Raw genomic sequence first — 24,022 nt, forward strand, 5'->3', positions numbered from 1 at the left:
CATCAACCGGGGGATGTCGTATGGATCTGAAAAGGCTTCATTGTTTTATCCGGGTCGCTGAATCAGGCAGTTTTACTCAGGCCGCGCTGATTCTGGATCAGTCGCAATCGCTGGTTAGCCGGCAGGTACGGCAGCTGGAAGTGGAACTACAGCAGACGTTATTGCAGCGTAATGGTCGCGGGGTAACGTTGACTGCGGCGGGGCGGCGTCTGCTGGAGCATGGTAAAGGTATTCTGCGGCAGGTTGAGGTGGCGGAACAGGCGCTGAAAAATATCGACGGTATTCACAAAGGTAAAGTCAATGTTGGTATGACCCCCACGCTGGGGAAATTACTGACCGTCGATCTGGTCACCGCTTTTTTTGCCGAATATCCGGATAGCTCACTCTCCATTGCGGAGAATCTGACTTATTGGATACAGAAAAGATTAATATTGGGCGAGCTGGATATTGCGTTATTATATAATCCCGCCCCCAGCGCATACCTTAATTATCAGCTTTTATGGACAGAGAAGTTGTGTCTGATCGCTCCTTCCGCTTTTTCTGACGATACCGTTAATTCCATTGCGCTGCGTGAAATTATTAATTACCCGCTGATTATGCCGGGTGGCAGACATATGATTCGGCATCTGGTCGAAATCGAATGTGCCCGGCATGGCATTGCCCCTAATGTAGTGATTGAAATTGATGCGATTCCCTCTCTACTTTTGCTGGTGAAGAAAGGGTTCGGCTATGCCATCTTACCGGCGAACGCTCTGAATGGGGTGGGGCAGGTGGATGGATTAAAGGCGCTTCCCATTGAGCCGGCATTAATAAATCGGGTTGTTCTGGCAACGTCATCACAGCGGACGCTGACGCCGCTGGCGCAAAAGACCATCGAAATATTACAAAGCGGTATAATTTCCATGGGGTACAACCTTAATTAATACTCTATTCCTCGCTGTTGTGATATTCATCACAATTAAATCCCGTTATGCAAAACATGCAAATCAGCTAGTACCTACATCCTCTTCTTATTATTTATGGCTTTGCTAGTTTAGCGGTTAATCAATAAACGCGAACGGAATGACATTATTATCCAGGCTGAATAAACGAAGAGGTTGGTATGAAAAAAATACCCTGCTGGTTTATGCGTGGCGGGACGTCAAAAGGACCATTTTTTCGTAAAGAGGATTTACCGGACGATATCGCCGAACGCGATCGTATTCTTTTATCCGTCATGGGATCGCCCGATCCCCGACAGATTGACGGCATCGGCGGCGCGGATTCGCTGACCAGTAAAATTGGGATTATTTCGCTTTCCCATGATGACAACGCCGATATCGATTTTCTTTTTGGACAGGTTCTGATTAACGAAGCGCGAGTCGATACCACCCCAAACTGCGGCAATATGCTGGCGGCGGCGGGACCCGCCGCGCTGGAGTCGGGACTGATTCACGCCGACGCCGATCGGACACGTCTGCGGATCCGTACGCTGAATACCGGCATGATTGCCGAGGTGACGTTGAAAACCCCCGGCGGTAAGCCCTGCTATAGCGGCGAAGCCCGCATTGATGGGGTTCCCGGCACGGCCGCTCCCGTATTGCTGAATTTTCTCGACACGGCGGGATCGGTTTGCGGCTCGCTGTTTCCGACGGGAAATCGCAGCGATCATATTGCCGGTGTCCGCGTGACCTGTATCGATAACGGCATGCCTGTGCTGATGGTCGCCGCCCGCGATATGGGGATTTCCGGATATGAAACCAAAGACCAGTTGAACGGCGATAAAGCGCTGGCGGCGCGAATTGAGGCGCTGCGCCTGGCCGCCGGACCATTAATGAACATTGAAAATGTGGCCGGTAAAACGGTGCCTAAAATTTGCCTGGTTGCTCCCCCGAAATCAGGCGGCACGCTCTGTACCCGTACTTTTATTCCTCATACCTGTCACGCCGCGATTGGCGTGCTGGGGGCGGTTACGGTGGCTACTGCCGCCGCGCTGCCGGGAACGGTGGCCAGTGAGTTGGCTCAAACCGTCGCCGGTAGCGAAAAACAGATGGTGATTGAGCATCCAACCGGTGAACTGAGCGTTTATTTAACGCTGAATGAACAGGGGGACGTCGTGCAGGCGGCGCTGATGCGAACCGCGCGTCTGCTGATGCAGGGCGAGGTCTTTTATTCATAGCGAGATGGCGTAAGACGGCTATTTATCTGATTCCAGGAGAAGATATGAACGAACAACGTAAAACGGCATTGGTAGTCAGCGCGCATTCTGCCGATTTTGTCTGGCGCTCGGGCGGCGCGATAGCGCTCTATGCGAAACGTGGCTGGGACATTCACATTGTTTGCCTCTCTTTTGGCGAACGGGGTGAGTCCGCCAAACTGTGGCGTCAGCCCGGCATGGATATGGCGACCGTGAAACAGGCCCGCGAACAGGAGGCGCGACAGGCGGCGGAGATCCTGGGGGCCGGGAATATTCGCTTTCTGGATGTGGGCGATTACCCCATGCGGGTCAACGATGCCGTGCTGTTTGAGCTGGCGGCGTTATACCGTGAAATCCGCCCGGAATTCGTCCTCTCCCACTCATTAAAAGATCCTTATAACTTCGACCATCCGCTCGCCACGCATATTGCGCAGGAAGCAAGAATTATCGCGCAGGCGCACGGTCATCAGCCGGACACGCCGGTAATCGGCGCGCCGCCGGTATTTTTATTTGAGCCGCATCAGCCGGAACAGTGCGAGTGGAAACCCCAGGTACTGCTTGATATCAGCGACGTCTGGGAAATCAAGCGTCAGGCGTTTGAAAGCATGTCTGCACAGGAGCATCTGTGGGAATACTACACCCGCGTCGCGCTACAGCGCGGCGTACAGGCATCACGCAATTCCAATCTGAAAATTAAATATGCGGAAGGCTATCAGCGCATCTTCCCGCAGGTAGCGAACGAACTGGCATAACTAACAACAATAATCAGCGCGAGGAACATCTTATGAAAACCTGTAAAGCTCCCGATCCGCATCCGGTCAAACCTAAAGCGGCGCTCCCTATCGGCGCCTGTGATGCACACTGCCATGTATTCGGACCGGGCCATACCTTTCCCTACGGCGCCAACCGAAAATATACGCCGGAAGATGCGCCGTTTGAAAAGTTGATGGAACTGCACAACTGGCTGGGCATCACCCGCGCCGTGATTGTGCAGGCCAGCTGTCATGGCACCGATAACCGCGCCATGCTGGACGCCATTGCCCGCAGCCAAGGGCGTTATCTTGGCGTGGCGATGATCGACGGATCTGAAAGCGATGAAGAGCTGGAACGTTTGGATCAGGGCGGCGTGCGCGGGATCCGTTTTAATTTCGTTCAGCATTTGGGCGGGGCGCCGGAATTACCGCGCTTCTTCTCTATTTTAGATCGGGTTGAATCTTTTGGCTGGCATGTGGTTTTGCATCTGGATGCGCAGGATATCCTGACCTACGACGAGGTGCTACAGAAGATCCGCCTGCCGTTCATTATCGACCACATGGGGCGGGTAAAAACGGAACGCGGCCTGGAGCAAGCGGCGTTTACCCAGTTACGCGGGCTGCTGGCGGATAATCCGCTGGCCTGGGTAAAGGTCAGCGGTTCGGAGCGTATTTCCGCTGGCAAGCGCCCCTTCAATGATGCGATCCCGTTCGCACAGGCGCTGATTGATACTGCGCCAGACCGGGTATTGTGGGGAACCGACTGGCCGCATCCCAATATCAGCAACGATATGCCGAATGATGGCGAACTGGTCGATCTGATGCTCGATTTTTGTCCTGATACGGCGTTGCGGCAGAAATTGCTGGTTGATAATCCCGCGCGTCTTTACGGGTTTCCGAAAATACACGAATAAAGCGGGATGAAGGGATTCGTTATTCGGTCAATACCTTCGGCACTGTCTGAATCGGAACGGCTATCAGACAGCGCCGGATAACGATACTGGGCTGATAAAAATGAAAAAAAAACCATTTTATAAAGAGCTTTATTTCCAGGTGATTGTCGGCATTGTGATTGGCGTATCTTTAGGTTATTTCTTTCCCGATCTGGCTGTCAAAATGAAACCGCTGGGGGATGGATTTATCAAGCTGATCGCCATGATCATCGGCCCCATTATTTTCTGTACGGTAGTGGTCGGCATTGCCGGCATGCGCGACATGAAAGAACTGGGGCGAGTGGGAGGAAAGGCGTTAATTTATTTCACGGTGATTTCCATCGTCGCATTAATCGTTGGTTTGATTGGCGGGCACATTATTCAGCCAGGTCTGGGATTTAACGTTAACCCCTCAACGTTGGATACGTCGGCATTAGCTAAATATACGGAAAGTGCGAAAGACGTTAATCTGGTTGATTTTGCGATGAGCATTATCCCCTCAACCTTTGTTAATGCATTTTCTTCCGGCAATGTACTGGCTATCCTGCTGGTTTCTATTTTGTTTGGTTATTCACTGTCGGCCATCGGGGAAAAAGGGAAAGTCGTTTTTACCTTCGTTGAAGGCGCATCACGAGTTTTCTTTCACAATGTTCACCTTATTTCAAAACTTTCCTCCATCGGCGCCTTTGGCGCGATAGCCTATACCATTGGCGCTTATGGCCTGTCGTCGCTGATCCCCCTGATAAAAATGGTGCTGGGGTTCTATGTCTTATTAATTACCTTCGTGCTGGCGGTCTACGGTTTTATTGCCTGGTTCTGCCGTTTTAGTCTGCTGGCCTATTTACGTTATATCAAAGAAGAATTGCTGATTATTCTCGGCACCGGATCGTCTTCCGTTGTATTACCGCACCTGATGGAAAAACTGGAACGGATGGGTTGTCCTAAATCGGTTGTCGCGCTGGTCGTACCGGCCGGTTATTCCTTTAATCTCAACGGCACCAATATTTATATGACGATGGCGATTCTGTTTATTGCGCAGGCGACCAATACGGAACTGACGTTAACCAGCCAGATCATTCTGATTCTGGTGGCCATGCTGACATCAAAAGGCGCGGCCGGCATCACCGGCGCCGCGTTTGTCATGCTGACCAGTACGCTTATCGTACTGCCGGTGGTTCCCGTCGCGGGGATGGTGCTGATTCTGGGCATTCACCGGTTTGTCGGTACCGGACTGGCGATTGTGAATCTCATCGGCAATGGTATCGCCGCCATTATTGTGTCGGTATGGGACGGCGTGCTGGACAGAGAAATGATGCAGAAGACGTTTCAGGCGGAACGGACTGGTTCGTCAAACCAGCATTCCCGGCTCATCAAAGAAGAATGAGGTAACGATAATGAGTATTGGATTCAGGGTGTTTACGCGGCGTGACTTACCTGCCCGGGAATTGGTTGAACAATTCAGAACCATTCCGGTGGCGAATATCGCGGATTGCATGGGGCGGCTCAGCGCCATGCAGAGCCGGATCCGTCTGCTGTCCGCGCCGATGCGCGACAATATGGTCGGGGTGGCGCTGACGGTAAAGGCCAGACCCGGCGATAACCTGATGGTGCACAAGGCGCTGAATATGTTATCCGCCGGCGATGTGCTGGTGGTATCAAATGACGGCGCGGAAAATCAATCGTTGATGGGGGAAATCATGATTACCTACGCCGGGCTGCAACAGGCGGCGGGTATCGTGCTGGATGGCCCGGTGCGTGATTTGTACAGCATTCAGAACATGACGCTGCCGGTTTATGGCACGGGCAGCACCCCGGGCGGGCCGTTTAAATCGGGACCGGGGGAGGTCAATGTTCCGATCTCCTGCGGCGGTATTATGGTGAATCCAGGCGATATTATCGTCGGCGACGGGGATGGCGTGATTGCTATCGCCTCTGCTGACGCCGCGTCTTTACTGGAGGAGGCGCGGAAGTATCAAATCCGCGACAGCCAAAAACTGGCGGCTACCCAAGCCGGGCAGGCCGAGCGTTCATGGGTCGATCGTGAGCTGACGGATCAACGCTGTGAAATAATAGACGGCACCTATCATCGCGCCGGTTATATCGGCTGAACGTCAGGAGTCAGCCGGGGCGGAGGCAAGATTTATGGCTTCCCCCTGAGCTGATGCAACCATTTGTCCAGCTCGTTGGCGAACTGCTGCCGATCGCGCTGGCTCAACGTCGCCGGGCCGCCGGTTTGTATCCCGCTGGCCCGCATCGTATCCATGAAATCCCGCATGTTAAGCCGCTCACGGATGGTATCGGGCGTATAGCGTTCGCCGCGGGGATTTAACGCGATGCCCCCTTTTTCGATCACTTCGGCTGCCAGCGGGATATCGCTGGTTACGACTAAATCGCCTGGTCCGACGCGGCGAACAATTTCGTTATCGGCGACATCGAACCCGGCTGAAACGCGCAGCGTGCGGATAAAACGCGACGGCGGCACTTTCAGCGACTGGTTGGCCACCAGCGTGGTCTGCGTTTCCGTACGCTCCGCCGCGCGGTACAGCACGTCTTTGATGACATTGGGACAGGCGTCGGCATCAACCCAAATCTGCATAGTGTGTTACTCCATTTCGGCGACATTGTCGTCATCATTGTCCAGCCAGTCTCTGACCGGGAGGAAATCCCGGTACAGTGCGGCTTCGGGGCTATCGGGCTGAGGGTGATACTGATATTCCCAGCGCGCCAGCGGCGGCATGGACATTAAAATCGATTCGGTACGCCCGCCGCTTTGCAGGCCAAACAGCGTACCGCGATCCCACACCAGATTAAACTCGACATAACGTCCGCGGCGATAAAGCTGGAATTCGCGTTCCCGTTCTCCCCACGGTAGCGCTTTGCGGCGTTCGACAATTGGCAGATAAGCATCCGGAAATCCTTCGCCGACCGCACGGGTAAAGGCAAAAGCGGTATCAAAATCAGGAGTGTTCAGATCGTCAAAGAACAGCCCGCCAATGCCGCGCGCCTCATTTCGATGTTTCAGGAAAAAATAGTCGTCACACCACGTTTTATAGCGCGGATAGACATCGGCGCCAAACGGGCGACACAGATCGCGCGCGGTTTTGTGCCAGTGCACCGCGTCTTCTTTAAAGCCATAAAACGGCGTCAGATCGAAGCCGCCGCCAAACCACCATACGGGATCCTCACCCGGTTTTTCCGCGATGAAGAACCGCACGTTGGCATGACTGGTGGGAACATAGGGATTCTGCGGGTGAATGACCAGTGATACGCCCATCGCCTGATAGCTGCGGCCCGCCAGCTCTGGGCGGTGGGCGCTGGCGGATGGCGGAAGCGAACGGCCGGCGACATGAGAGAAATTAACCCCGGCCTGCTCGAAGACATCGCCGCCGGATAACACCCGGGTGCGTCCGCCGCCGCCCTCGGCCCGCTGCCAGATATCCTCAGCAAAATCGGTTGTGCCATCTGCGTCGGCGAGCTGCTGGCAGATATCATTCTGCAAATTAAGCAGAAATTGTTTTACAGCACTGATGGTTGACATGCGCACATCCTTTTATCCGGTCCGAAGTCGGGCAACAAATGCGGCCAGTATAACGATTATTGATGCGCGATAAAGACGGTCGCGGCGCCAGCGCGTGATGGCCTCCGCCGGTGAACCGCAATTTGAGATTGCGTCTGACAAAAATCACGCGATAATCAGAACAGACCTAATTACAAAGTGGCGAACGTGATGGAAATCCGCATATTCAGGCAAGATGACTTTGAAGAAGTGATCACCCTTTGGGAACGCTGTGATTTGTTGCGTCCGTGGAACGATCCCGAAATGGATATTGAACGTAAGCTGAATCATGACCCGGATCTGTTTCTGGTCGCGGAAGTGGGTGGCGAAGTGGTGGGTTCAGTGATGGGCGGATACGATGGGCATCGTGGCGCCGCGTACTATCTTGGCGTACATCCGGATTATCGCGGCCGCGGTATTGCCAATGCCTTGATCAGTCGGCTGGAGAAAAAACTCATTGCCCGCGGTTGTCCCAAGATCCATATGATGGTGCGGGAAGATAATGACGCCGTTATCGGCATGTACGAAAAGCTTGATTACGAAATCGTTGACAGCGTAACGCTGGGAAAACGCCTGATTGAGGATCAGGAGTATTAAGATAACCTCATATTCGTAGCCCACACATTTTCCTCAGCCTGGCGCCCTCTTGAAAGAAAGCCGGATGCGCCGCCGCTAGCGCATCTCTTTTCATCCATAACTAATTCATATTGTTACTTTCTGTTTTTGTGATCGTTTATATATTTTATTTAGTTTACGAATAGCTTTTATTTGTAAAATAATTCTCATTTGTATTATTATTCGCGAATGTAATTTGTACAGCGTTAATCTCGCTATCCCGCCATATGTGGCGGGCAACGCCGTGTTAGCGGGAATAACGCCGGCATTTTTATCGCCTGGAAGATTGTGACCAACGCTGTAACCCAGGGAATTGTTGTTAAAAAGACGGAGCTGGATCGTGCGTAGTGACAATCTTCATGTATCGGGGACTCAGGCAGCCTCTTTTACTCATCCATATCTGACTACAGGACCGCTGGGATACCGGTCTGGCTGGCGTTCCGCGACGTTTTTTACGTTATCGCTTCTTGCTCACGCGGTTTTAGTGATGCTATTTCTCTGGCGCTATTCTCCACAGGAAAATGTGGAGAAAATGGCGGGTAGCGAAGGTGGAAGCATGCAAGTCATGATGATGCCATCCGCTATCGCTTTGCCGGATCCGTCTGCCGAGCTTTCAGAACAACCCGTCCCCGTCGTACAGGTCAGCATACCCGAACCCTCAGTGACCTTACCCAGCCAGCCAACCGCGGTCATTAAACTGCCTGTCGCCGAACCTAAGCCCGTCACTGCCGCGGTCGAAAAAAAGCCGCTGGCGCGTGAGAAAAAACCGCCTGAAAAGACACGTCAGGAAACGCGCGTTTCCCAACAATCGCAGGTAAAACCGGTAGAAAAACAACCCCCTTCTCAAGTCGCCGCGCGTGAGGTCAGCGATACCCCTTCGCTTAATTCGTCATCGACTTCCGCTATGTCCTCCGGCGCTGTGACCGCGAAGACGGGAGAAAGTGACAGCGGCCAGGCGAAACAGGGCGCGGGCAGTGCGAATACCCAAAGGTTGAAGGCGCTGCATCGTCGCGTGAACTACCCCGCCCGGGCGAAAGCCATGGGCGTTGAGGGTAAAGTTCGCGTCAAATTCGATATCACCGGCAGCGGTACGGTGACCAATATCCGGGTTTTGTCGGAAAACCCTGATGGTGTCTTTGGCGATGACGTGGTGAAAGACATGGCGCGGTGGCGTTATCAAACGCAGACGTCTGTTGAAAATCAGGTCGTTTCCATTGTTTTCAAACTGGATGGTCGTATTCAGTTCGATAATTAGCATTAAACGCGTTAATTAAAACAATAAGTTTATTTTTCAAATAATAAAGTTCACTGGGGATTTTGAATAAATGGAAAAAAACGTCTATTTAGTGATGCTGTTGGCATTATTAGCCGGGCCGGCGCTCGCACAGCAGAATGATACGTCAACCAATAACAATCAGCAGAAAACGGATGTTGAAACAGAGGATGATTCTCTGGATGACGCATCCGGGGATGAAGAGGAAGATACGATTTTAGTCCGTTCCACGCCGACCAGTCAGTCGATGGGGACGCAGATCCTGAGCGCGGAGCAGATTAAAAAGTTGCCGACCGGCAATGGATCGATGACGGAATTGCTGAAAAACAATCCCAACGTGCAGTTTTCCAAAGTGGCGGAAAATAGCAATACGCCGGGGGAAATCGCACCGGAGAATGTCTCGTTTCACGGCGAGAAGTTTTACCAGAACAACTACATGATCGATGGTCTGTCGAACAATAATAATCTGAATCCCGGGGCCAGCGGCGGGAGTTATGAGGAGACGGGATTGCCTAAAAATCCCGATGGTTATAACCCGTGGGATTTACCGGCTGGCGGTGCGCAATCCTTTTGGATTAATTCCGAACTGATTGAGCAACTGGAGGTATTTGACAGTAATGTTTCTGCCAAATACGGCGATTTCACCGGCGGGGTGGTAGACGCCAAGCTGAAAGATCCGGATCTGAGTAAGGTATCGGGTAAAGTTTCCTATCGCACCACGCGCGATAGCTGGACGCGTTATCATGTTGACGTGGACAATCTGGAAAATTTTGAATCAGCAACCCAGCTTTATTACCAACCGCAGTTCAAGAAGCAGTTTTACACCGCCACCTTTAACCAACCGTTGAGCGATAAGGCGGGCTTTATTTTTGCCTATAACCGCCAGCAGTCAGATATCCCGTACTATCACACCTGGCTGGATCAGTGGACGGATCAGGAAAGAATTGCCGAAACCTACCTGTTGAAAGGCACTTACCTGACCGACAACGGCGATACCGTGCGCCTGACCGGCATGTACGCGCCGCATGAGTCCAAATATTACAAGCAAAATGTGAAAGACGGTTCCTATACCAATAACGGGGGCGGTTATCGCTTCAATATTGAATGGGAGCATAACGCCAACTGGGGGAAAATGACCAGTCTGGCGGGATATCAGCATGAGCAGAACAAGATCGAACATGAATCCAATGAGTTCATTAGCTGGGTTTACTACAGCCCGACACTCGGTTTTACTTCTGACTCGCTTGACTGGCAAACGTCGGCTAACACTTCCCAGATCGGCGGGTACGGCACCTATGCCACGGAAAAAAACACCACCACGCTGAAACAGGATTACGAACTGAATCCGCTGGCCTTATGGGGCACGCAGCATCAGCTGGATTTCGGCTGGCAGATGGATTTTTATAACGCGCAATATCGCCGCTTCAGCGATGTTTATGTCGGCCAGGTGTCTGCCAATGCAAACTATGTCAACGCTGGTGTGGTTTGTCAGGCGGGTGATGCCATGTGTATTGATGGCGAACAGTTCGCTTACTTCCGCACGGTATATCCGGCACGTTCTGTTAAAGGCGATTATACCAACTATGCCGCATATCTTCAGGACAGCATCACGTTTGGACGTCTGGAGGTGACGCCGGGCGTGCGCCTGTCTTATGACGATTATCTGGAAAATCTGAATATCGCGCCGCGTCTGGCCGCCTCTTATGATGTGTTTGGCGATCGTTCCACCCGCGTGTTCGGCGGCGCCAACCGCTATTACGCGCAGAATATGCTGGCTTATAAGTTGCGTTCCGGGATCAACGAACGCTATACCCAATCGCGCACCACAAGTGGTGATTGGAATGCGCCAGTTACGCCCAACGTGGCGACTTATGATGTTTCAGGTCTCAATACGCCGTTCAGCGATGAACTGAATCTGGGGCTGTCACAGCGTGTGATGGATACCATCTGGACGGTAAAATGGGTGCATCGTAAAGGCCGTGAGCAGTTCGGCCAGGAAAGTTATCGTGATGCCAATAATAAATGGCACTATTACCTGAGCAACAGCGCCAGCACCGAGGGCAATACCTTCTCTCTGACGGTTGAGCCGATCAGTCCGTATAAGTTCCAGTGGGCGGAAGTGAAGTGGGCGCTGGGCGCCAATATCATGAAGAACAAATCCAGTTCTCAGATGATTTATGACGACAATAGTAATCAGGATGATGTCTGGGTCATCTTTAACGAAAAGCTGATGCAGAGACGCGATATGGATCCTCTGAACTTCAACACGCCGTGGAAGGCGTTCCTGAATGTGGATACCTATTTCCCCGCCGCGCGTCTGACCTGGGGGCAGCGGCTGAGTTACACCTCCGGCTATAAAGGATATCTCAACTCAGGCTATATCACTTGCCCTGGGGCCGATGCCTTGTGCGGTGATTATTCTGGTGAGGCCATCAGGCCGACCATATATACCGGAGTGCAGTATAGCGATTTCTTCTCTTATGACTGGCGTTTCGCCTACTCGCAGCCGGTCTATAAAAACCAGACGGTGGATATTACGCTGGATGTGCTGAACGTGCTTGATAACGTAGTGGAAACCTCTCAGACCTTTGCAAATTCCAATACCAGTGTTGTCTCCTACAAACCCGGCCGCCAGTTCTGGCTGGGCGTCGCCTACACCTGGTAACACCCGATACCCGCTACGCCGATTGTCCGGCGTAGCGGGATAAGGCTTTTCGGCATGCGCGGACAGCCTCAGCGTGAAAATAACAAAAATGAAAGGTCGTTATGAATTGGAAGACATTTTATCGGCTGGCGATAACCGTCAGTCTGTTAATCGCCAGCGCTATCAGCCAGGCTGATGAAATAAAGAGTCCGCTGCCGATAATAAAAGAAGGCGTATTGGCGAATGGATTTAAATATACGCTGGTGCCGCTGGAAGGACAGAATAAACGGGTGGATATCCGCCTGAGCGTCGAAGTGGGTTCGGTTGATGAGCTGGATAATGAGTCCGGCGTGGCGCATATGGTGGAACATATGGTTTTCCGCGCCAGCGAGGCTTTCCCACAGGGCGTGAGCACCGCCCTGCATCAGCAGGGGTGGGTGAGGGCGCAGCACTATAACGCCATGACCAACTATGAGCGGACGACGTACATGATGAGTCCGCCGGCGGGCGGTCGCGATCTCGCGTTTACGTTGCAGGCGCTGAACCAAATGGTCGGCCACGCCAGCCTGCTACCGCGCGATCTGGACGATGAGCGTAAAATTATTCTCGAAGAGTGGCGTGGCAAACTGGGCGTGGCGGAGCGGATGAACCAGCAGCGTGTACAGGCTATTCGCCATGGTTCTCGTTACCCTTCCCGCCCGGTGATGGGCTCGGAACAATCGATTAAAGAAACGCCGGTCAGCGTGTTGCAGACGTTTTATCAACGCTGGTATCGCCCGGCGAATATGCGTCTGTTGCTGATTGGCGATGTGCGGATAGAAGAAGCGGAGCGCGAGATTAAGCGCGTTTTTTCGGCTTTGCCGAACGTTGCCGTCCCGCTGCGGGACTATTATGAACCGCGTTTACAACCACAGTTGAACGTGATGCGGTTGCAGGATAGCCAGAGCGGCAGCAGTCAGGTGTCGTTTGTCTATCGCTTTGAGGATAACGGCGCTAACGGTCGGTCAAATCTTCGTCATCGTCTGCTTAATCAGATTACCCTTTCTGCCTTGAGTCGCCAGGTGCGCCGCCAGAAAGCGGATCTGCCGCCGGAAGTCGGTAGTCTGGTGGTGCGTAAATCGGATATTGGCAAGACCACGGTGGCGCTGGGACTTTTCGCGGATGTCATGCCGGGAGGGCATGATGTCGCGCTGTCCGTGTTGTTGAAAGAGCTGGAAAGAGTAAAACGTTATCCGCTGCGCGAGCGCGACATTATTGACATCAAATCCGAGATACGTGAGGCCGCTCAGCAGATGGTTAACCAACCTGAGGCGCGCTATTTTGCCGATTGGGTGCAGCAACTGGCGACAGTCTGGCTGCAAGGACGCCAGTATGTCGGGAGCCGGCAGCGTGCTCAGGAAGCGATGGGTATTTTGGCCTCCATTACGCCGCAGGACGTCAATAAACACCTGCAAAACTGGTTGTCTGCAACCGATACGCTGGTCCAGTTCAGCGTGCCTGGCGCTGCCCCTTTCACATTGCCTCAGCCCGATGCTATCCGCGCACAGCAACAACAGTGGACGATGGCGGCGCTGGCGCCGCCGCGCGTTCCGGAGGCGAAAGTTATCCCTGAACTGCCTTTCGTCACGCAAAGCGGGAAACGTACGGCGGTAAAAATATTTGCTGAACAAAACGTGACGCAGTGGCAGCTCAGTAACGGCGATCGCGTGGTATGGCTGCGTACGCCAGAGGCTGACAAAAAGATCTATCTGACCGCGATGAGTCAGGCAGGATACCTGGCAAGTTCGCTGAATCCATGGCAATCACAGTTGGCAAGCCAGCTGGTTTCCCAGAGTGGCCCGGCCGACTGGCGTGCGGAAGATCTGAGAAACTGGAAACAGGAAAAATCACTGTCGCTGAGTATCAATCAGGATGCGGATCGGTTAACGATGAGCGGTCAGGCATCGGTCGAGCAACTGGCCGATCTGCTGGGCTTCTATCGTGCGTTGAATGTTTCCCCGGGAATTGATCCTGATGTGATGAAAGAGAGCATGATGCGGCTGGTGCGCCAGCGGATAAACAGCGAACAATCGGTGATGGATATGCGTTCGCGCGAGATAGCCACGCTGCGTTTTGGTCATCCTGCCTGGCAGGAGCCGGAAATTGCCCAGTTAAAGCAGCTCACGGCCTCCACGCTGCTGGCGCAGTGGCATCAGGCTTCAGCCGCACCCGTGACTTATTATCTGCTGGCCGATATGGACGGCGAACAGCTGTTACCGCAGGTTGAACGTTATCTGGCGTCGATTCCGCGCCGTCCGATCGGAGAGATCCGATCTCATCTGGCGCGGGAAGGCAGACACGAAGCCTCGTCAGCAATCAGCATTGAGCCCCGCGCCGATATTCGTACCTGGAGCTTCACGCCTTATACCTGGACGCCGCAGGCGGCGGTTCAGGTGAGTATCGCCCGTAATCTGGCGGATAAATATCTCAAAGCCAGCCTGCGTGACGATGCGCTCGGCATTTATCGCATGCGACTGGACAGCGGGCTGGAGGACACTCGGCAGCGCATTGAAACCGAAGTCAGTTTCACCAGCGCGCCTGAACGGGCGCAGGAGCTGTGGCAACTGGCGGAGCGGGGGTTCGCGGAACTGCCGGCGAAGATTACCCAGCAGGATGTGGATGAGCAAAAGCAGCAGTTTATTCGCGCTGAACAAGGACGCCGGCACGATCTCACGACCATACAGCGCCGTCTGATCCTGAGCTATCGCCACTATGACGATCCTCGTTATTTGACCGATGCCGCCCAACTGGCGGACAGCATTACGCTGGAAGGCGTGCGCGCCATGTCGGCACGGTTGTTCAATCCGCAGAATAGCGTTCTGTATATCTCATTGCCACGCGAGGCGCAGGAATGAAAAAAATTATGGCGCAGCTTGGCGATCTCTGCCGTCCTTTCTGGTGGGGCGCGGGAAGCTGGAAGGCATGGCTGTTATTGCTGGTGGCGGTATCGATGGGTGGGATGATCGTCTATCTCAATGTGCTCATTAATGAATGGAGCAAAGCGTTTTACGATGCGCTGGGGGCATTCAACAGCGGCCTGCTGTTTTCCCTGATGAAAGATTATGGCATTTACATCCTGATTTATATCGTGGTGTTCGTCCATCAGGAATGGTTCACCAAGCTGCTGATTATCCGCTGGCGCAGCGTATTAACCGAGGAGTTGGTCAATAGCTGGATGGCGAAACGAGCGTTCTATCGCATGTCGCTGAACGGCAAAATCGATAACCCGGATCAGCGTATCGCCGAGGATATCAATCTGTTCGTGGACAAGGTGGTCAGCCTGTCGGTCTCATTTTTGATCGTGTCGGCGCAGCTTTCCTCTTTCCTGTTTATTCTGTGGGAACTCTCGGGCGTTCAGCGTTTTACCCTGTTCGGGCAGGAGTGGGTGATCAAAGGTTATCTGGTCTGGGTGGTGCTGCTTTACACGCTGTTTGGCAGCGTGATGACCCATGTTATTGGTAAGAAACTGCACGGCATTAATTATGAAAAGCAGCGTGCCGAAGCGGATTTCCGCGCCGCGCTGCTGCGCAAGCATGATAACGCCGAACAAATCGCGCTGTATGGCGGCGAGCAACAGGAGAAATTGTACCTCAAACGCCATTTCTCCTTTATCGTGTCCAACTGGCGGCGCTTTATGAACGCCGAACGTAATCTGGGTTTTTTCACCACCGGCTATATGCGCGTCAGCCAGATTGTACCGGTGTTCGCCGCGCTGCCGGCGTTTCTCAGTAAAACGGTGACGCTGGGCGGGTTGATGCAGATCCGCGGCGCGTTTAATCAGGTGCATATCGCGCTGAGCTGGTTTATCCGCATGTATCTTGAGATGGTGACGCTATCCGCCAGTATGGAGCGTCTCAGCCAGTTCAAACAGGAGATTCGGCGTTGTCAGTCCGAAGCAGGGGACGTCCCGGTCGGTGAACGGCTACAGGTGGACAAACTCTCTTTTGCGACGCCGCAGGGAACCCCGTTGCTGCAAAATGTGATGTTTAGCTGTGAAGCGGGGAGCTGGAGCAAACTTTCCGGGCATAGCGGATTAGGAAAATCGACGCTGCTGCGTACCCTGAACGGACTCTGGCCTTATTACGACGGTCAGTGGCAGGCGCTTGAAGGACGCAGTTTACTGTTGCCTCAGCAAAGCTATCTGGGCCATGGCTCGCTGGCGGAAATTCTGTGCTACCCGCAGCCCGCGCTGGCTGACAGCGAATATCTGAGTCAGGTACTGGATAAAGTCGGATTGAGCGTTTGGCGCGACAAGCTAAACGAGCAACGGAGCTGGGATCGGATTTTTTCCGGCGGCGAGCGGCAGCGGCTGGCGTTCGCCCGCGCGCTGATCGCCAAACCGGAAACGCTGTATCTGGATGAGGCCACCAGCAACCTTGACCATGCGTCGGCGAGGAAGCTGCTGTTGCTGATCAAACAGGAATTGCCGATGTGTACGGTGGTCGCGGTCACGCATCAGAATGAACTGGATGATATGTTCCCTCACCAATATGACCTGACGGCGTTTCAACACGCCTGATAGGGTTTATTTTGTCCGTTGGTTTCCCCGATCGCCGGAAACCAACGGGCGAGTAGGTTTCTCATCGCATTGTCCCTATAATCCTCACCGTGACTATCCTGTTTTTTACGGCACTTTCCGTCGACCTGATACTCAAACACCTCATCAGGTGATGACGGTTAAAGATAGACGCCATTCAATATTGAGGAGTAAATGTAATGAGATTTCGCCCCCTGCTATTGGGTTTACCGTTATTACTGACCGGATGCGGTACGCTGGCCAATTTTTCCTGGTCCAGTTTGTCGCCGTTTAACTGGTTCGGCAGCGCATTGCAGGTATCGGATGCGGGCGTCGGCGGCATTAATGCGGGAACGCCGTTGTCCGAAGCGGCTTTGCAAAAAGCACTGAATGGTGGTTATCAGCTGCGCAGCGGTATGGGCACGTCCGATGGTCAACTGGTGGCGTTTTATCAGGCGCTGGACGGCAAGGACGTGAAGCTGGTCATCAGCGGCAAGCCCCGCAGCAGCGTCCAGAAAGTTGAGGTAATGGATAGCGCGATCAACAGCGCGTGGGGCGTCAAACTCGGGGATACCTTTGCCTCGTCTTACAGCAAGGCATTTGGTTCATGTCAGCTGGGGCAGGGCGATGACGCGCAAAGCGTCGAGTGCGTCGCGCCGCAAAGTAAACATGTCAGCTACCTGTTTTCAGGCGAATGGAGCGGGCCGGAGGGGCTGATGCCGTCCGACGATATTCTCCAGGGCTGGCGGGTGAGCAAGATTGTCTGGCATGCGCAGGCACGAGACTAATTTTGTTTTCACGCAAAGTAAAAATCAGACATCTTCCGGTATGATAGCGGCATTGCGTCGGCATCCGACGTCGCAACCGTATTAAAAATAACAACAAAAGAAGAATCTGACATTGAGGGAGCAGAAATGACACCAATTCAAAGCGGTATTTTGCTGGAGCATCGCCGTTTTGCCATTTTTATGGAAGCCATGGTCCAGGGGGAATTTGATGCCATCCGGCAGGGATGCAAAAAGTTTTGTCAGACACTGTCGGACTTGCAGCGGCAGTTTCCTGATGCCGGACTGGGCGCGGTTCTGGCGTTTGGCAATGATATCTGGCGCGATCTGGATTGCCAAAACAGCGCGGCGGAGCTCAAGTCCTTCACGCCATTGGGCAAAGGTCTGGCGCCGGCAACCCAGCGCGATCTGCTGATCCATATTCAGTCACTGCGGCATGATGTCAATTTCAGCCTGGCGCAGGCCGCGCTGGCGGCATTTGGCAATGCCATTCATGTTGAAGAAGAAACGCATGGCTTCCGTTGGGTAGACGATCGTGACCTGAGCGGTTTTGTTGATGGTACGGAGAATCCGCAGGGTGAAGATCGTCAAACGGTGGCGATTATCCCCGATGATCAACCCGACGCAGGCGGCAGCTATGTTTTTGTCCAACGCTGGGAGCATAACCTGAAGCAGTTACAGCGCCTTAGCGTTGAACAACAGGAGCAGATAATTGGCCGGACCAAGCAGGATAATGCAGAGCTCGATGCTGAACAGCGCCCGGTCACCTCTCATCTCAGCCGCGTTGATTTGAAAGAAGACGGAAAAGGGCTGAAGATCCTGCGTCAGAGCCTGCCTTACGGTACGGCAAGCGGTAAACATGGGCTGTACTTCATTGCCTATTGTGCGCGCTTGCACAATATCGAGCAGCAATTGCTCAGCATGTTTGGTGAGCGGGACGGCAAGCGCGACGACATGCTGCGCTTTACCCGCGCCGTGAGCGGCAGCTATTTCTTTGCGCCTTCTTTGACTCGTCTGCTGACGCTGTAATCCCTCCTGTTCTTGCAGCCGTCCCGTCATGGTCGTTATGGCGGGGCGGCCTGTCTTACCGCTCTCTTCCTCTCTCGCCGCCATATCGCGGCTATCTGTACAAATCCGTCAGCAGTAGTCCGAATGATGAATAACGGGGTATGATAACCGGGGCATTTAGGAGGCGGTGGACATCTGACAAGCGTCGAACATGATATTTACGGGGATAGGTTTTTTGACAACACTTGAGCATTGTATTGGCAATACCCCGCTGGTGAAGTTACAGCGTTTGACGCAGGGGTTGGACAGCGAAATCTGGCTGAAGCTGGAGGGCAATAATCCGGCGGGCTCAGTCAAGGATCGTGCCGCGCTTTCCATGATCGAGCAGGCGGAAAAACGCGGTGAGATCGCGCCCGGCGACCGGCTGATTGAAGCGACGAGCGGGAATACCGGCATTGCGCTGGCGATGATTGCGGCGGTGAAAGGTTATCGCCTGCGTCTGCTGATGCCAGAAAATATGAGCCATGAACGTCAGATGGCGATGCGCGCCTATGGCGCGGAACTGGTGCTGGTCAACCGCCAGTTGGGAATGGAGGGCGCGCGCGATTTAGCTCGTCAGATGGCGCAGTCGGGCGAGGGCAAAATCCTCGACCAATTCAATAATCCGGATAACGCGCTCGCCCACTTTTTAACCACCGGCCCGGAAATCTGGCGGCAAACGTCGGGTAGATTAACGCATTTTGTTTCCAGCATGGGAACCACCGGCACCATTTCCGGCGTCAGCCGCTATCTGAAACAGCAGAATCATGAAATCTGCACGGTAGGATTACAGCCCGCGGAAGGTAGCCATATTCCCGGCATCCGTCGCTGGACCGCGGATTATATGCCGGGGATTTTCCGCGCCGATCTCGTCGATCGCATCATGGATGTGTCGCAGCCGGATGCGGAGAACACGCTACGTCAGCTTGCGCGTAAAGAGGGCATTTTTTGCGGCGTCAGCACCGGCGGGGCCGTATCCGGCGCATTACGTCTGGCGGCAGAAAATCCGGGCAGTATGATTGTGGCGATAGCCTGCGATCGCGGCGATCGCTATTTATCAACGGACGTGTTTGATGCTTTCTGAAAGCAGAACAAGGATGGAGTCATGTCCATATAATGCCATGGCACGCCAGGAAAGGGATTTAAGAGTGAGTGCGGTCAATTTTCAGTTAGATTCAGAACACAAACAGCAGCGAAGACTTCACATGCCGCACCCCGCATGTTATATCAATAATATGTTGTAGGACAACTTATATACGATAGGCTTCATGAGCATTAAATCAATCCAGAAACACAGTGTGGTCAATGCCGTTTATGAGCAGATTAAGGAAAAACTGCTGGATGGCAGTTGGCCGCCGGGCTGTAAACTTCCCTCTGAGTCTGAACTTACGGCCTCATTCAACGTTAGCCGTGTCAGCATCCGCAGCGCAGTACAGCGATTACGCGATCTGGGTATTGTGATTACCCAACAGGGGAAAGGCAGTTTCGTTACCAAAAATCTCAATTACCATAGTTTGTTCAATGAACAGCAGCCGATCATGCATCTCAGCAGAGAAGAGTTTCATGACATGATGGTATTTCGTCAAACCGTTGAATTCAAATGCATGGAGTTAGCGGTTCAGAATGCCACCGCAGAGGATATTGCGGCGCTGGAACAGGCATTGAATCGTATGCTGATAAACAAAGACGATTATAAAAAATATTCCCAGGCCGATTTCGATTTTCACTTGGCTATCGCGAAAGCTTCTCAGAATAAAGTTTTTTATAATGTGATGAATTCCATTAAGGATATTTACTACTATTATTTGGAAGAATTGAATCGCGCGCTCGGTATCTCACTTGAGAGCGTCGAGGCTCACATCAAGGTATTTATGGCGATTAAGAACCGCGACTCTTCAACGGCTGTCGCGGTGCTTGATGAGGCGATGTCAGAGAATGTGACAGCAATTGAAAAGCTGAAGCAGCAGGAATCAGATGCCGCCGAATGAGTGTTTGAAAATGGCTGCTTAGCAGCCATTGCTTGACCGCTTAAGGACGAGACGCCGTACCATCCGGGGTGCGGGCATTTGTCCAGGACGGAATACCGCCAATACAAGGATATTGCGCAGCCTTATTCTCATCGATATCGATTCCCAATCCAGGACGTTCACTCAGATAGGCATAGCCTTGCTCTATCTCTGGACAACCGGGAAAGACCTCACGCAACGCCTCGTTCATTGGCGTGTATTCCTGAATGCCAAAATTGGTTACGCTCAAATCCAGATGCAGGTTGGCGCAAACACCTACCGGTGAGATATCTCCGGGGCCGTGCCAGGCTGTTCGCACGCCATGAATTTCACTGAACGTTGCCAGTTTCTTCGCTGGCGTAATACCGCCTATTGTGCTGACGTGGCAGCGAATATAGTCAATCAGATTATTGGCGATCAGCGGTTTCCAGTCATTGATATTAGTAAATAGCTCTCCCATCGAAATCGGTGTGGAGGACTGTTGGCGCAGCATCTTCAACCAGTCGATATTTTCAGGCGCTACCGGGTCTTCGAGGTAAAATAATTGATATTGTTCCAATGTTTTTGCCAATTGGATAGCGGCAATCGGCGTCACACGCTCATGGACATCATGGATAAACTCGATGCCGAAGCCGAGTTTGTTGCGCAGATGTTCGAATAAACGCGGAACGCTTTTCACATAGGCTTCCGGATCGAAATAGATACCCGGCGTGCTGCTGCGCGGAGAACGCTTAGGCAGGATGTTTTTCGCCCGTGCCAACTGGGTGGCTATCAGTTTCAGATCGTCGGTACCCGCCCCGCCATACATACCCATCTGGCAACGGACATACTGATATCCCTCTTCCATGCGGGCACGGACATTGTCTTCGACTTCAAACTCGTCGCCACCATCGGTATGAACATACAATGGAATGCCATCACGACATTTGCCGCCAAGCAGCTCATAGACCGGCATCCCGGCCAGTTTGCCTTTGATGTCCCACAGCGCCATGTCCACGCCCGATAGCGCATTATTCATAATCGGGCCGCTGCGCCAGTAACCACTTACGCAGGCAGACTGCCAGATATCCTCAATACGCGTTGGATCCTTACCGATCAGGAAAGGCGTCATATATTCATCAATAGCCGTTTTAACCGCATGAATGCGCTGGGTAAAGGTCGCGCAGCCCAGCCCATAAAGACCCGGTTGGCTGGTTTCAACCTTCACTACCGCCAGGTCAATACCGCCTGGCGCTGTCAGGATGGTCTTCACCGCGGTAATCTTTATATTACTCACAGTAACTCCTTATTTTTAAAGTTAAATATTATATTTCATTGTCCAGTGCGCAGTTGTATGTCCGGCTTTCCACCAACAACCAACGTCTCGCTATTTTTGTTGTAATGTCAGTAGTCGTCCTACAAGTTGGTTTTAGTTATATCATTGTTCAATTAATTGTTGAAGAAGCTTTTAAGTATTATGTCCTTTCATTCAAAATGAAAAATAACTGATTAAAATCAAAATATTAATTTAATATTTTTAATGCAGACAAAGAAGTGTAAGTTAGTTTTGTGATCGGTTCTGCAAAATTAACCGATGTCTGTTGATTTAAAAGTAATCGTAGAACAAGTTAAATATGAGTGATGTCATACAAGTTAATGGCGTTCATCTCTCTTAATGATAAAAATGAGGATTTTCTATGTCTGCTCTGTTTGATTTGACTGGAAAAACGGCACTGATCACGGGATCCGCGCGTGGTCTGGGTTTGGCCTATGCTGAAGGGCTAGCCACTGCCGGCGCCCGTGTGATCTTAAACGACATACGAGAAACGTTACTGGATGAATCAGTACAAAAACTGTGCGAAAAAGGATATCAGGCACATAGCATAGCCTTTGATGTCACCAGCGAAGACGCTGTAGAAAGTGCATTCGCCGCGCTGGATCAGCAAGGCCTGCAAGTGGACATCCTGATCAATAACGCCGGTATCCAATATCGTAAACCGATGGTCGATCTGGAGCTGGAACAATGGCAACGCGTGATTGATACCAACCTGACCAGCACATTTATTGTTTCACGAGCGGCGGCAAAACGCATGATTGCACGGGGAAAGGGCGGGAAAATCATCAATATTGGTTCACTCACCAGTCAGGCTGCCCGTCCTACTGTCGCGCCTTATACCGCCGCCAAAGGAGGGATTAAATTGCTCACCTGCTCCATGGCCGCGGAATGGGCGGAGTTTAATATTCAGACCAACGCTATCGGCCCAGGTTACATTCTTACCGACATGAACACGGCGCTGATTGAAAATCAGGAGTTTGACGCCTGGGTGAAAGCCAGCAACCCCTCTAAACGATGGGGTCATCCGGAAGAGTTGATCGGTACGGCGATTTATCTGTCCTCATCCGCTTCGGACTATGTGAATGGACAGATCGTCTATGTTGATGGTGGCTGGCTGGCCGTATTGTAATTTTTCCTCTGGTAACGAGGGCGCGATTTCCTGTCCCCGCACCGGCGGCACCGATAATGATAACAAATACCTCTGACCGATAATAAATACGGAGTCTACTATGCCATTTCAACCGTTTGTCGGATTAAAGAAAACCGGACTGATCGCGGCGATTACTTTCTGTTGCGTAACCTTTGCCCAGATGGGTAGTGCTCAGACCGTAAAAACAGCCCGGTTGGGACACAGCTTTACCGATCATCATCCGCGCGGCATTGCCATGCAGAAATTTGCCGATGAAGTCAATAAAGCCACCAATGGCGAAATTAAAATTGATGTTTTCGGTTCTGCTTCGCTGGGATCGGAGCAACAGATGTTGCAGGCTACCCAAAGCAACGTACAGCAATTTTATCTGGGATCCGTTTCGCCGTTGGCCGGCCGACAAAAAACGTTGCAGATTTTCGACTTTCCTTTCTTATTCCAGAATCATGACGAAGTCGCCAACGTCCTGGATGGTCCCGTTGGACAGGAGATGCTGAAGAATCTGTCGAAACTCAGGCTGTATGGATTAACGTGGAGCGGCGGTGCATTTCGTGACCTGGCTAACAATAAACATGCGGTGAATACCATGGCCGATATGAAAGGGCTGAAGATTCGCGTGATGCCGACGAAAGTGGCGATCGACAGTTTCCAGGCTATCGGTATGAATCCGGTTCCTCTTTCTTATACCGAAGTTTTTACGGCGTTGGAAACAGGGGTACTGGATGGGCATGAGCATCCGGTGGTTGATATGTACCAGAACAAAGTATATGAGGTCGAAAAATATTTTACCGTTACTCGTCATGTCTACACCCCGGTAGTGCTGGTAGTGGCTGAGAAATGGTTTGATGCGCTTACCCCTCAGCAGAAGGATATTATTCATAAAGTTGCTCAGGAAACTCAGGTATTTCAGCGCGCCGAAGAAATACGTCAGGCTGACGATGCCGTTAATCAACTGGAACAGGCTGGTATGCAAATCAGCGTTCTTCCGCCAGAAGAGCTGGATAAAATCCGTACCGTCGTTAAGCCGGTTATCGAAAAACATACCGATATTATCGGCGCTGATTTTGTCAAAAAATTTATTGATGAGATAGAGAAAGTTCGCCAGCAGACAGTACAATAAAGTGAGTGGCTAAACGGTTTTTACTGTGGTCCGGCGGCGGTGTGCCGGACCTTAATACATAGAAGATAAATATTTCTGTACCGATAGCCGTACTGGTAA

The 24,022-nt window shown here is 52.3% G+C and carries 20 protein-coding genes; 17 read left to right on the forward strand and 3 right to left on the reverse strand.

What is annotated here, in order from left to right; all coding sequences use genetic code 11:
- The first annotated feature begins 20 nt into the window (after nt 1-20).
- From DDT52_RS09295 to DDT52_RS09320, 6 genes are all read left to right on the forward strand, one after another.
- Entirely contained in the window at nt 21-923 is a 903-nt protein-coding gene (locus DDT52_RS09295) for a LysR family transcriptional regulator (RefSeq protein ID WP_136156104.1), read from the forward strand.
- 179 nt (nt 924-1,102) lie between these two features.
- Complete coding sequence (locus DDT52_RS09300; RefSeq protein WP_136156105.1) at nt 1,103-2,158, forward strand: 4-oxalomesaconate tautomerase; 1,056 nt, start codon at nt 1,103-1,105, stop codon at nt 2,156-2,158.
- A gap of 44 nt (nt 2,159-2,202) precedes the next feature.
- Nucleotides 2,203-2,928: a PIG-L deacetylase family protein gene (locus tag DDT52_RS09305; protein WP_136156106.1), complete on the forward strand. Its 726-nt coding sequence runs from the start codon at nt 2,203-2,205 to the stop codon at nt 2,926-2,928.
- 32 nt (nt 2,929-2,960) lie between these two features.
- The gene (locus DDT52_RS09310) at nt 2,961-3,842 is read left to right on the forward strand and encodes an amidohydrolase family protein (RefSeq protein WP_136156107.1); all 882 of its coding nucleotides are present in this window, start codon (nt 2,961-2,963) and stop codon (nt 3,840-3,842) included.
- A 100-nt stretch (nt 3,843-3,942) separates the two neighbouring features.
- Nucleotides 3,943-5,244 carry a C4-dicarboxylate transporter DctA gene (gene dctA / locus DDT52_RS09315; protein ID WP_136156108.1) on the forward strand — a complete coding sequence of 434 codons (1,302 nt, stop codon included), beginning with the start codon at nt 3,943-3,945 and terminating at the stop codon, nt 5,242-5,244.
- A 10-nt stretch (nt 5,245-5,254) separates the two neighbouring features.
- Nucleotides 5,255-5,968 carry an RraA family protein gene (locus tag DDT52_RS09320; protein WP_136156109.1) on the forward strand — a complete coding sequence of 238 codons (714 nt, stop codon included), beginning with the start codon at nt 5,255-5,257 and terminating at the stop codon, nt 5,966-5,968.
- A 32-nt stretch (nt 5,969-6,000) separates the two neighbouring features.
- On the opposite strand, the gene DDT52_RS09325 is transcribed toward DDT52_RS09320, so the two are convergent.
- Nucleotides 6,001-6,456, reverse strand: coding sequence for a YaiI/YqxD family protein (locus tag DDT52_RS09325; RefSeq protein WP_109054527.1), 456 nt, complete (start codon nt 6,454-6,456; stop codon nt 6,001-6,003).
- A 6-nt stretch (nt 6,457-6,462) separates the two neighbouring features.
- The gene (gene hemF, locus DDT52_RS09330; RefSeq protein ID WP_136156110.1) at nt 6,463-7,398 is read right to left on the reverse strand and encodes an oxygen-dependent coproporphyrinogen oxidase; all 936 of its coding nucleotides are present in this window, start codon (nt 7,396-7,398) and stop codon (nt 6,463-6,465) included.
- A 189-nt stretch (nt 7,399-7,587) separates the two neighbouring features.
- On the opposite strand from hemF, the gene DDT52_RS09335 reads away from it, so the two are divergent.
- From DDT52_RS09335 to DDT52_RS09375, 9 genes are all read left to right on the forward strand, one after another.
- A complete protein-coding gene (locus DDT52_RS09335) occupies nt 7,588-8,013 on the forward strand; it encodes a GNAT family acetyltransferase (protein ID WP_136156111.1) in 426 nt (141 codons plus the stop codon).
- A 358-nt stretch (nt 8,014-8,371) separates the two neighbouring features.
- The gene (locus tag DDT52_RS09340) at nt 8,372-9,286 is read left to right on the forward strand and encodes a TonB family protein (protein ID WP_247595508.1); all 915 of its coding nucleotides are present in this window, start codon (nt 8,372-8,374) and stop codon (nt 9,284-9,286) included.
- 70 nt (nt 9,287-9,356) lie between these two features.
- Nucleotides 9,357-11,969: a TonB-dependent receptor plug domain-containing protein gene (locus DDT52_RS09345; RefSeq protein ID WP_136156112.1), complete on the forward strand. Its 2,613-nt coding sequence runs from the start codon at nt 9,357-9,359 to the stop codon at nt 11,967-11,969.
- Nucleotides 11,970-12,070: 101 nt separating this feature from the next.
- Nucleotides 12,071-14,842, forward strand: a complete 2,772-nt coding sequence (locus tag DDT52_RS09350) for a M16 family metallopeptidase (RefSeq protein WP_136156113.1) — start codon at nt 12,071-12,073, stop codon at nt 14,840-14,842.
- Nucleotides 14,839-16,506, forward strand: a complete 1,668-nt coding sequence (locus DDT52_RS09355; protein ID WP_136156114.1) for an ABC transporter ATP-binding protein/permease — start codon at nt 14,839-14,841, stop codon at nt 16,504-16,506. The genes DDT52_RS09350 and DDT52_RS09355 overlap by 4 nt, the downstream gene beginning before the upstream one ends.
- Nucleotides 16,507-16,703: 197 nt before the next feature.
- Nucleotides 16,704-17,291 carry an RpoE-regulated lipoprotein gene (locus DDT52_RS09360; RefSeq protein WP_136156115.1) on the forward strand — a complete coding sequence of 196 codons (588 nt, stop codon included), beginning with the start codon at nt 16,704-16,706 and terminating at the stop codon, nt 17,289-17,291.
- Between the two features lie 126 nt (nt 17,292-17,417).
- Complete coding sequence (locus tag DDT52_RS09365; protein WP_136156116.1) at nt 17,418-18,317, forward strand: Dyp-type peroxidase; 900 nt, start codon at nt 17,418-17,420, stop codon at nt 18,315-18,317.
- A 214-nt stretch (nt 18,318-18,531) separates the two neighbouring features.
- Nucleotides 18,532-19,419: a cysteine synthase CysM gene (cysM, locus tag DDT52_RS09370; RefSeq protein WP_136156117.1), complete on the forward strand. Its 888-nt coding sequence runs from the start codon at nt 18,532-18,534 to the stop codon at nt 19,417-19,419.
- 184 nt (nt 19,420-19,603) lie between these two features.
- Nucleotides 19,604-20,323, forward strand: a complete 720-nt coding sequence (locus DDT52_RS09375; RefSeq protein WP_136156118.1) for a FadR/GntR family transcriptional regulator — start codon at nt 19,604-19,606, stop codon at nt 20,321-20,323.
- A gap of 40 nt (nt 20,324-20,363) precedes the next feature.
- Here DDT52_RS09375 and DDT52_RS09380 read toward each other — a convergent pair whose 3' ends face one another.
- The gene (locus DDT52_RS09380; protein WP_048636072.1) at nt 20,364-21,617 is read right to left on the reverse strand and encodes an enolase C-terminal domain-like protein; all 1,254 of its coding nucleotides are present in this window, start codon (nt 21,615-21,617) and stop codon (nt 20,364-20,366) included.
- A 400-nt stretch (nt 21,618-22,017) separates the two neighbouring features.
- Between DDT52_RS09380 and DDT52_RS09385 the strand changes: the two genes are divergently transcribed.
- Both DDT52_RS09385 and DDT52_RS09390 read left to right on the forward strand, forming a co-directional pair.
- Complete coding sequence (locus DDT52_RS09385) at nt 22,018-22,785, forward strand: SDR family oxidoreductase (RefSeq protein WP_136156119.1); 768 nt, start codon at nt 22,018-22,020, stop codon at nt 22,783-22,785.
- Nucleotides 22,786-22,885: 100 nt separating this feature from the next.
- Nucleotides 22,886-23,923, forward strand: coding sequence for a DctP family TRAP transporter solute-binding subunit (locus DDT52_RS09390; protein WP_247595509.1), 1,038 nt, complete (start codon nt 22,886-22,888; stop codon nt 23,921-23,923).
- The last annotated feature ends 99 nt before the right edge of the window (nt 23,924-24,022 follow it).

Origin of the sequence: Brenneria roseae subsp. roseae (assembly GCF_003115845.1) — a bacterium.
Taxonomy (GTDB): domain Bacteria; phylum Pseudomonadota; class Gammaproteobacteria; order Enterobacterales; family Enterobacteriaceae; genus Brenneria; species Brenneria roseae.